The 8,756-nt window shown below is 62.7% G+C and carries 8 protein-coding genes and 1 pseudogene; 6 read left to right on the top strand and 3 right to left on the bottom strand.

Annotated features, from left to right (window positions below; translation table 11 throughout):
- The coding region (gene ychF / locus FLM9_RS02345) for a redox-regulated ATPase YchF (RefSeq protein ID WP_074457076.1) at nt 1–637 on the bottom strand (637 nt) is incomplete at its 3' end.
- Nucleotides 638–765: 128 nt separating this feature from the next.
- Here ychF and FLM9_RS02340 point away from each other — a divergent pair.
- From FLM9_RS02340 to FLM9_RS02320, 5 genes are all read left to right on the top strand, one after another.
- Entirely contained in the window at nt 766–1,074 is a 309-nt protein-coding gene (locus FLM9_RS02340) for a YggT family protein (protein ID WP_074457074.1), read from the top strand.
- Nucleotides 1,075–2,883, top strand: a complete 1,809-nt coding sequence (gene pyk, locus FLM9_RS02335) for a pyruvate kinase (RefSeq protein WP_074457073.1) — start codon at nt 1,075–1,077, stop codon at nt 2,881–2,883.
- Nucleotides 2,884–2,922: 39 nt separating this feature from the next.
- Nucleotides 2,923–4,131: an ABC transporter permease gene (locus tag FLM9_RS02330; protein ID WP_074457072.1), complete on the top strand. Its 1,209-nt coding sequence runs from the start codon at nt 2,923–2,925 to the stop codon at nt 4,129–4,131.
- Nucleotides 4,132–4,223: 92 nt separating this feature from the next.
- Nucleotides 4,224–6,134: an ATP-dependent zinc metalloprotease FtsH gene (gene ftsH, locus FLM9_RS02325; protein WP_074457071.1), complete on the top strand. Its 1,911-nt coding sequence runs from the start codon at nt 4,224–4,226 to the stop codon at nt 6,132–6,134.
- Between the two features lie 67 nt (nt 6,135–6,201).
- Complete coding sequence (locus FLM9_RS02320) at nt 6,202–6,474, top strand: DUF7219 family protein (protein ID WP_257242966.1); 273 nt, start codon at nt 6,202–6,204, stop codon at nt 6,472–6,474.
- A 19-nt stretch (nt 6,475–6,493) separates the two neighbouring features.
- Here the strand turns inward: FLM9_RS02320 and FLM9_RS02315 are convergent, their stop codons facing one another.
- Complete coding sequence (locus FLM9_RS02315) at nt 6,494–7,087, bottom strand: ATP-dependent Clp protease proteolytic subunit (RefSeq protein WP_074457075.1); 594 nt, start codon at nt 7,085–7,087, stop codon at nt 6,494–6,496.
- Between the two features lie 115 nt (nt 7,088–7,202).
- Here FLM9_RS02315 and psb29 point away from each other — a divergent pair, with 115 nt between their 5' ends.
- Nucleotides 7,203–7,967, top strand: coding sequence for a photosystem II biogenesis protein Psp29 (gene psb29, locus FLM9_RS02310; RefSeq protein WP_074457070.1), 765 nt, complete (start codon nt 7,203–7,205; stop codon nt 7,965–7,967).
- 47 nt (nt 7,968–8,014) lie between these two features.
- On the opposite strand, the pseudogene FLM9_RS02305 reads toward psb29, so the two are convergent.
- Nucleotides 8,015–8,756, bottom strand: a pseudogene (locus tag FLM9_RS02305) (amidophosphoribosyltransferase); the annotation flags it as partial.

Raw genomic sequence — 8,756 nt, 5'->3', positions numbered from 1 at the left:
CCAGGTGATGTTCCGCCACGTTGGCGGCATAGACGACAGGCTTGCGGGTCAGCAGACCCAGGGGTTGAATCAACCGTTCCTCCTCCGGTGAGAGGGGGACCGTACAGGGGGCCGCACCGGAATCCAGCCTTTGGGCAAGGCGCTCCAGCACTTCATCCTCCCGTTGGGCGTCCGCGCTGGTGCGACGTTGCCGTTGCAGCCGTTGGCGTCGCTTGTCAATCTGGGCGGCATCCGCCAGGGCCAACTCCAGGTTGATCACCTCCACGTCGCGACCGGGATCCACGGAGCCGGACACATGGATCACGTCATCATCCTCAAAACAGCGCACCACGTGGACAATGGCATCCACCTGGCGAATGTTGGCCAGGAACTGATTGCCCAAACCCTCCCCCTGGCTGGCGCCCGCTACCAGGCCGGCAATATCCACCACCTCCAGGCGTGTAGGCACCAGGCTTTGGGAGCGGGACAGATCAGCCAGCGGCTGAAGCCGTGGATCCGGCACAGCCACCACCCCCACGTTGGGTTCAATGGTGCAGAAGGGAAAGTTGGCGGCCTGAGCCTGGATCTGGCGCACCAGAGCATTGAACAGGGTGGACTTGCCGACGTTGGGCAAACCGACGATTCCGGCGCGAAGCATGAACAGGGAAGATGCCTTCCCATCTTTCCAGGCCATGTCGCCCCGACAGCAGCGGCGGCAGACCACCACGGGCTCGCCACCGCTCGAGGCTGTTTAGAGTGTGCAGAATTATACGTTGTCCCGTCGCCATGCTTGTTGCCGCCTTCCTGATTCAGGTGGTGCTGAAAACCCTCAGCATCTTTTCCCTGTTGCTGCTGCTGCGGGTTCTGCTGAGCTGGTTCCCCAACTTGCCGTGGGAGAATCCCCTGCTGTCCACCTTGGCCTCCATCACGGACCCCTACCTCAACCTGTTCCGTGGCCTGATTCCCCCTATCGCAGGACTGGACCTTTCCCCAATTCTGGCGTTCCTGGCCCTGAGCCTGGCGAGCAGGCTACTGGGCACAATCACCGTTCCCCTGCTCGCCAACGCCAGCTATACGAGATACATCGTTGGATAGATGACAGCACCGCAAGAAGGACATGCCAACGGCCAGCAGGGCAGGGACTACGTCAATCGGCGCACAAAAATTGTGGCCACCATTGGCCCGGCAACAGACAGCGACCAGAGGATTCAACAGTTGATCCGGGCTGGCGCCACCACGTTTCGGCTGAATTTTTCCCACGGCAGTCATGCCCACCATGCCCGGCGGGTGGCCACCATCCGTCAGGTGGCCCACCGGATGAGCCAAAACATTGGCATCCTTGCGGATTTGCAAGGTCCCAAGATTCGCCTGGGGCGCTTCCAGGACGACCGCCCCATCCGCCTGGACAGGGGGGACCACTTTCAGCTCACCTCCAGGCCCGTGGCCTGTAGCAAGAGGATTGCCCAGGTCACCTACAACACCCTGGCGGAAGAAGTGACGGCGGGGGCCCGCATCCTGCTGGATGACGGCAGGGTGGAGATGCAGGTCGCCGCTGTGGACCTGGAGGCGCAAACCCTCCACTGTCAGGTGGTGGTGGGCGGCATGTTGTCCAACAACAAGGGGGTCAACTTCCCGGACGTGCAACTTTCCGTCAGTGCCGTGACGGAAAAGGACCGCATTGATCTGCGCTTTGCACTTCAACAGGGGGTGGATTGGGTTGCGTTGAGCTTTGTGCGCAATCCTGAAGACATGGTGAAGGTCAGGGAGTTGATCCGCGGCCATGGCTACAACACCCCTGTGGTGGCCAAGATCGAGAAGTTCGAGGCCATCAGCCGCATTGACGAGATCCTGCCCCTCTGTGACGGCGTGATGGTGGCCCGGGGGGATCTGGGGGTGGAAATTCCCCCGGAGGACGTGCCACTGCTGCAAAAAGAGTTGATCCGTAAGGCCAACTGCCTGGGAATCCCCATCATCACCGCCACCCAGATGCTGGACAGCATGGCCACCAATCCCCGTCCCACCCGGGCGGAGGTGAGTGACGTGGCCAACGCCATTCTGGACGGCACCGACGCAGTAATGCTCTCCAACGAAACTGCCGTGGGGCAATACCCGGTGGAGGCGGTGGAGACTATGGCCACCATTGCCAGGCGCATTGAGCAGAACTACCCCCAGCCCCGCTTCACGGGGGACTGCCAGCACACCATCCCCAACAGCATCAGCCAGGCGGTGAGCACCATCGCCTGCCAACTGGAGGCTGCCGCCATTGTGCCCTTGACCCAGAGTGGGGCCACAGCCCGGAACGTGAGCAAGTTCCGTCCCACCATGCCAATTCTGGCCGTCACCAGTCAGATGCAAGTGGCGCGGCAACTCCAGTTGGTGTGGGGAGTTTATCCGCTCCTGGTGGACACCCAATCCTCCGGTAGCCGCACCTTCACGCTGGCGTTGGGGATTGCCCGGGAACAGGGCCTTCTGCAGGAAGGAGATCTGGTGGTGCAGACCGCAGGCACCCTGGCGGGAGTCAGTGGATCCACGGACCTGCTTCGCGTCGGCATTGTGGCGACGGTGTTGGGGAAAGGGCTGGGGGTGGGCAACGCCTCCATCACTGCCCGGGCCCGGGTGGCCCGTTCTCCCCAGGAGGCCCGACATCTGGAGCCCGGCGAGGTGCTGGTGGTCAATCAAACCTCTGCGTCTTACATGGACGTCATTCGCCGTGCCGGGGGCATCCTCACGGAGTTGGGGGGCCTGCAAAGCCACGCTGCGGTCATTGGTCAGCGGCTGCGCATCCCCGTCATCGTGGGTGTCCCGGGCGCCACGCAATCCGTGCGCCAGGGGGAGGTGATCACCCTCGACATCTCCCATGGTCTGGTGAAAAGCGGCAGCAACGACCTGGAGACCCACTCCTAGGCCTACCCATCGACCCTGGGACCGCCCTACACTGCTCCCATGGCTCTTCCCTGGCAAGAAACCTGGTCCATGGCCTGGAGCGCTCTGCGGGCCAGCCGCCTCCGCAGCCTGCTGACCATTCTGAGCATGGTCATTGGCAACGCCTCGGTGATCACCCTGGTGGGCATCGGCCAGGGAACCCAAAGGCTGGCCAGCGAGAATTTGGACAGTCTCGGTACCAACGTGTTGTTTGTGGTGCCGGGAGATGGTCGCCGCTCAAGCACGGCCAGACCGCGCACGCTGGTGCTGGAGGACGCAGAGGCCATCGCCAGCCAGGCGCCCAGCGTGCGGCGCGTGGCGCCCCAGATTTCCTCCAATCAGGTTGTCCAGGTGGAAGGGCGCAGCACCAGCGTCCCCGTATACGGCGTCACGCCCGAGTTTCTGCTGGTGCGCCAGTTCGACATGGAGCGGGGTCGTTTCATCACCCAGGCGGATGTTGATGGCAGCCGATCAGTTGTTGCCCTGGGATCCACTTTGGCAAGCAAGCTTTCCCCCAATGCCGATCCCCTGGGCCAACGCATCCGCATCGGCAACAACAGCTTTGCGGTGATTGGCGTGATGGAGGAGAAGGGGTCGTTCTTGGGGGAAAACCGGGATGAAGTGGCCTACGTGCCCCTGGGCACCATGGTGAACCGCGTCACGGGTCGGGACCCCACCTACGGCGTCTCCCTGACCGTCATCAGCGTGGAAGCCAATGGTCCCGGCAGCGTGAATGCCGCTAACTTCCAAATCACCAATCTTCTGCAGCAGCGCCACAAAATGAACGACTTCACAGTGCGCACCCAGAAGGAGGCGACGGCCATCGTCAACACCATCACCGGTGGGCTCACCATTCTGCTGGGATCCGTCGGTGGCATTTCCCTGCTGGTGGGAGGCGTGGGCATCATGAACATCATGTTGGTGGCCGTGAGTGAGCGCACGGCGGAGGTGGGCTTACGCAAGGCCCTGGGGGCCCGCCGCCGGGACGTGCTGCTCCAGTTCCTGATTGAAGCCGCTGTGCTGGCGAGCATGGGGGGCGTCATCGGCAGCGGCCTGGGCCTGGGGGCCGTGGCCGTGGCGGCAGCCGTCACCCCCTTACCCGCCTTCGTCGGCCCCGGAACGGTCCTGTTGACCGTGGCTGTCTCGGGGGGCATCGGGGTTTTCTTTGGCGTGGTTCCGGCACGGCGCGCCGCCCGCCTGGATCCCATTGTCGCGTTGCGAGGTCTGTAGCATGAACATGAAAATGAGTGTTGCCAATCCACGGGAGGCACCGCAGTCACGGGACTCAACCGTTTACGTTGTGTAAATTCTTTGAGAAAACTATGAACAAGCGGTGGCGGATCATCGCCCTCTGGTTGATTCCCGTGGTCGTTGGCCTGGGGCTGATCTGGCAGACAGCCGGCAACAGAGCCCCTGTGGATACAGCGGTGAGCTCCCCTGCGGAGTCCCGCAACGTGGCCACCGGGCGTATGACCTACGGCCGCTTCCTGGACAGCCTGCAAGAGGACCGGGTGAATGCGGTGGACGTGTTTGACGGTGGCCGCACCGCCATCGTGGAAACTGCGGATCCCGATTTTGGTCATGTGCAGCGTCTCCGGGTAGAGCTGCCGGGCTTGGCGCCCAACCTGCTGGATCAACTGAAGGAGAAGCACGTCAGCTTCGACGTTCATCCGCCACGGCCCTCCTCGCCGGTGTGGGGGGTGCTGGGCAACCTGCTGCTGCCCCTGTTGCTCATTGGTTCCCTGATCTTCCTGGCCCGGCGCTCCAGCGGCCTCCCCGGTGGACCAGGACAGGCCATGCAGTTCAGCAAGTCCAAGGCCCGCTTCATGATGGAAGCGGAAACCGGTGTCACCTTTGACGACGTGGCTGGCGTGGAAGAGGCCAAGCAGGACCTCAAGGAAATCGTCACGTTCCTGAAGACACCTGAGCGCTTCACCGCGGTGGGGGCCCGTATCCCCAAAGGCGCCCTGCTGGTGGGTCCGCCGGGCACGGGCAAAACCCTGTTGGCCAAGGCCATTGCCGGGGAAGCTGGGGTGCCGTTTTTCTCCCTCTCGGGCTCCGAGTTTGTGGAGATGTTTGTGGGAGTGGGCGCCAGCCGGGTGCGGGACCTCTTCAAGAAGGCCAAGGACAACTCCCCCTGCCTGATCTTCATTGACGAGATTGACGCTGTGGGCCGGCAACGGGGCGCCGGCATGGGGGGCGGCAACGACGAACGGGAGCAAACCCTCAACCAGATCCTCACGGAGATGGACGGTTTCGAGGGCAATTCCGGCATCATTGTCCTGGCGGCCACCAACCGTCCCGACGTGCTGGATTCGGCCCTGTTGCGTCCCGGTCGTTTTGACCGCCAGGTGATGGTGGATGCCCCGGACATCAAGGGGCGTTTGGCGATTCTGCAGGTTCATGCCCGGGACAAAAAACTGGCGGAGGACCTCTCCCTCGAATCCGTCGCTCGGCGGACGCCGGGCTTCACCGGAGCGGATCTGGCCAATTTGCTCAACGAAGCCGCCATCCTCACCGCCCGGCGCCGCAAGTCGGTCATCAGCCTGACGGAGGTGGATGATGCCGTGGATCGGGTCATTGCCGGCATGGAACGGCAGCCCCTCACCGACGGTCGCAGCAAACGGCTGATCGCCTACCACGAAGTGGGCCATGCCCTGGTGGGTAGCCTGCTCCAGGCCCATGACCCCGTGCAGAAAGTCACCCTCATTCCCCGGGGGCAGGCCCAGGGGCTCACCTGGTTTTCCCCTGACGAGGAGCAGGAGCTGGTGTCCCGCGCCCAACTCAAGGCCCGCATCATGGGTGCTCTGGGTGGACGAGCCGCGGAGCAGATTGTCTTTGGCCAGGCCGAGATCACCACCGGGGCAGGGGGCGATTTTCAACAGGTGTCCGCCATTGCCCGGCAAATGGTCACCCAGTTCGGCATGAGCGAGATCGGTCCCATCTCCTTGAGCAGTCAGGATCGGGAGGTGTTCCTGGGTCGGGACCTGATGATCCGCAGTGAAATGTCCAACGCCAGTGCCCGCAGCGTGGATGAGCAGGTGTTCAAGCTGGTTCACCAATTGTATGACGACACTGTCGCACTGCTCGCTGAGCACCGCGAGTGCATGGACAGGGTGGTGGAGGTGCTGATTGAGCGGGAAAGCCTCAGTGGCGAAGAGTTCACCAGCCTGGTGGCCGAGTATGCTGTCTTGCCGAAGAAAGAGCGCTTTACTCCCCTATTGGTCGGTTGAGGACTTGGTCGGTTGAGGGGCGCTTTGCGTCACGCTGGAGACCATTGATGTGTTTTGAGCATTGAATATGGCGGATCATTCCTATCGACCAGGGCCGCCCCCCGATGGCCAAGGGCGCCCTGGTCCCACCAACCCGTTGGAAGCCTTCAGTTCCTACCAAGGTCTGGACTGGACCCCCAAGCGTCTGGTCTTTCACCAGAATCTGGAGGCCTTTGCCGACAAGGTGCTGCTCCTGGTGGCTCTCCAGGGGAGCGGCAAGATCAACCAGGAGCAGGCCTTCGGCTGCATCCACGACCTCTGGAAAGAACTCAAGCGCAGCAAACGGGACCTGTTGGGCTGACTGAACCCGCTTATTGGGCTTATTGGGCTAAACCCTTGGGGGTGCGGCTCAGGACCTGGTCAATGAGTCCGTACTTGACGGCCTCTTCAGGGGACATGAAGGAATCGCGGTCCGTGTCCTGTTCAATCCGATCCAAAGGCTGCCTGGTGGCCTCTGCCAGCAGGTGGTTGAGCCGATCCTTGAGGTAAAGCGTTTCGTTCGCCTGTATCTCGATATCACTGGCGGAGCCCTGGACCCCTCCAAGGACCTGGTGGATCATGATCCGTGCGTTGGGCAAGGCCAGGCGCTTGCCAGGGGTGCCGGCCGCCAGGAGAAAGGATCCCATGGAGGCCGCCAGCCCCATGCAGACCGTCTGCACGTCCGGCTTCACATGCCCCATGGTGTCGTAAATGGCGAGGCCGTCGTAGACGGAGCCACCAGGGGAATTGATGTAAAGGCAAATGTCCTTCTCGGAGTCCTCCGCCTCCAGCACAAGGAGCTGCTTCACCACGTCGTTGGCAGATTCAGGCGTCACCTGCCCCCCCAAAAAGACAATACGGTCCCGCAAGAGCCTTGAATCAAGATCAAATGCCCGCTCCCCGCGACCGTAGTCTTCAATCACAATGGGGGGCATGGCGCACAAGCTCTAAAGTCGTGGCCACTCTAACAAGGTTCAACTGTGGCAGCGAGAGCCAGCCCTAAACAGCCCGCGGCGGCGCTAGGGTCGATGTCTAACAAGCTGAACCAGGGTGAGCGAGCGCCCCACCATCTCGGACACCAAGCGATCCTTCCACGCCTGCTGTGACAGGGTGATCGCCCCCGCCTACCGCCAAGTGGTTGATGAACTCCTGGTGGAGCTCAACCTTCTGCTGTTCCAGAAGCGCTTCCACCAGGATGCTGTCTTTGCCACGGGTCTGTGCCAGACCTTCGACAGCTTCATGCAGGGGTATCGTCCCGAGACCCAGAAGGAGGAGATCTTCCAGGCCGTTTGCTCGGCGTTGGCACTAGATGCAGCGACCATTCGCGCTGAAGTGGCCCAGGCCCATGCGTCCGTGGCAGGCCAACTGCGGGAGGGGGTGCGTCAGTGGTCCGGCAGCAATCCCCAGACCCCGGTGGTGGTGCGCCAGTTTCTGGAGCGGGTTCAGCAACCCGGCTTTCATTACAACCGCCTGCAAGCCGTTGGTCTCATGACCCTGGTGGAGGTGGCCGTGGGCATTGATCCCGAGGACGCCGCCACCGCGGCCAAGGCGGCCAAGCAGTTGGCGGCGGACGTGGGCCTGGCCCACGAGCGCTTTGGCAAGGACGTGGACCTTTACCGCGCCAACCTGGAGAAGATGGCCCAGGGGTTGGAGGCCATGGAAGAGGCAGTTGCCGCAGAGCAGCGGCGGCGCCAACGTCAGCGGCAAGAGAAGGAGCAAGGGTCCGGCGCAACAAGCACTGCCTCACCCAGCCAGTCGCCTGACGATGCTGACAACGGCCCCATGCAGGCAACGCCCTCCCGTTCCTCCGGTTAAATTCCCCCGGTTGAAGTCGGGGTTTCCACCTGCGGTCCTCCGGGTCTTCAGCCTTCAGTCTGGCCGGAGGATGGGACGGACTCCAGCATCAGCTTGCTGGCGCCCCCGTCTCGCTGGGAGGCACGGGGTACTGGCCGTCAAAGCAGGCAGTGCAAAACGGAGAATCCTGCTGCCCGGTGGCCCGCAACATGCCCTCCCGGCTCAGATAGGCCAGGGAATCCACCCCCAGATGCTGACGGATTTCCTCCAGGGGGAGACGGGCGGCCACCAACTGGTCCTGGGTGTCGGTGTCAATGCCGTAGTAACAGGGGTGTGTGACAGGCGGAGAACTGATGCGCATGTGGACCTGGAGGGCTCCGGCCTCCCGCAGCGCCTTCACAATTTTCCGGCTGGTGCTCCCTCGCACAATGGAGTCATCCACCACCACGATGCGCTGATTGGCCAGCACGTCCGCCAGGGGATTGAGCTTGAGGCGGATGCCCGCATCCCGCATCCCCTGGCTGGGTTGGATAAAGGTGCGGCCCACGTAGCGGTTTTTCACCAGACCTTCGGCATAGGGCATACCGCTGCCGTCGGCAAAGCCAATGGCCGCAGGAATCCCGGAATCCGGCACGCCGATCACCAGATCCGCCGCCGCTGGCGACTCCTCCGCCAGCACCTTCCCCAATCGTCGCCGGTAGCTGTAGAGGGACTCCTCAAAGAAGTTGCTGTCCGGTCGTGCGAAGTAGATCATCTCGAAGACACAGAGCCGTGGCGTGGCCTCACACCAGCGGCGGCGGTCCGGTTCCG

Origin of the sequence: Candidatus Synechococcus spongiarum (assembly GCF_900047545.1) — a bacterium.
Lineage (GTDB): Bacteria > Cyanobacteriota > Cyanobacteriia > PCC-6307 > Cyanobiaceae > Synechococcus_B > Synechococcus_B spongiarum_C.
This window is presented reverse-complemented; position numbering and strand designations above follow the sequence as displayed.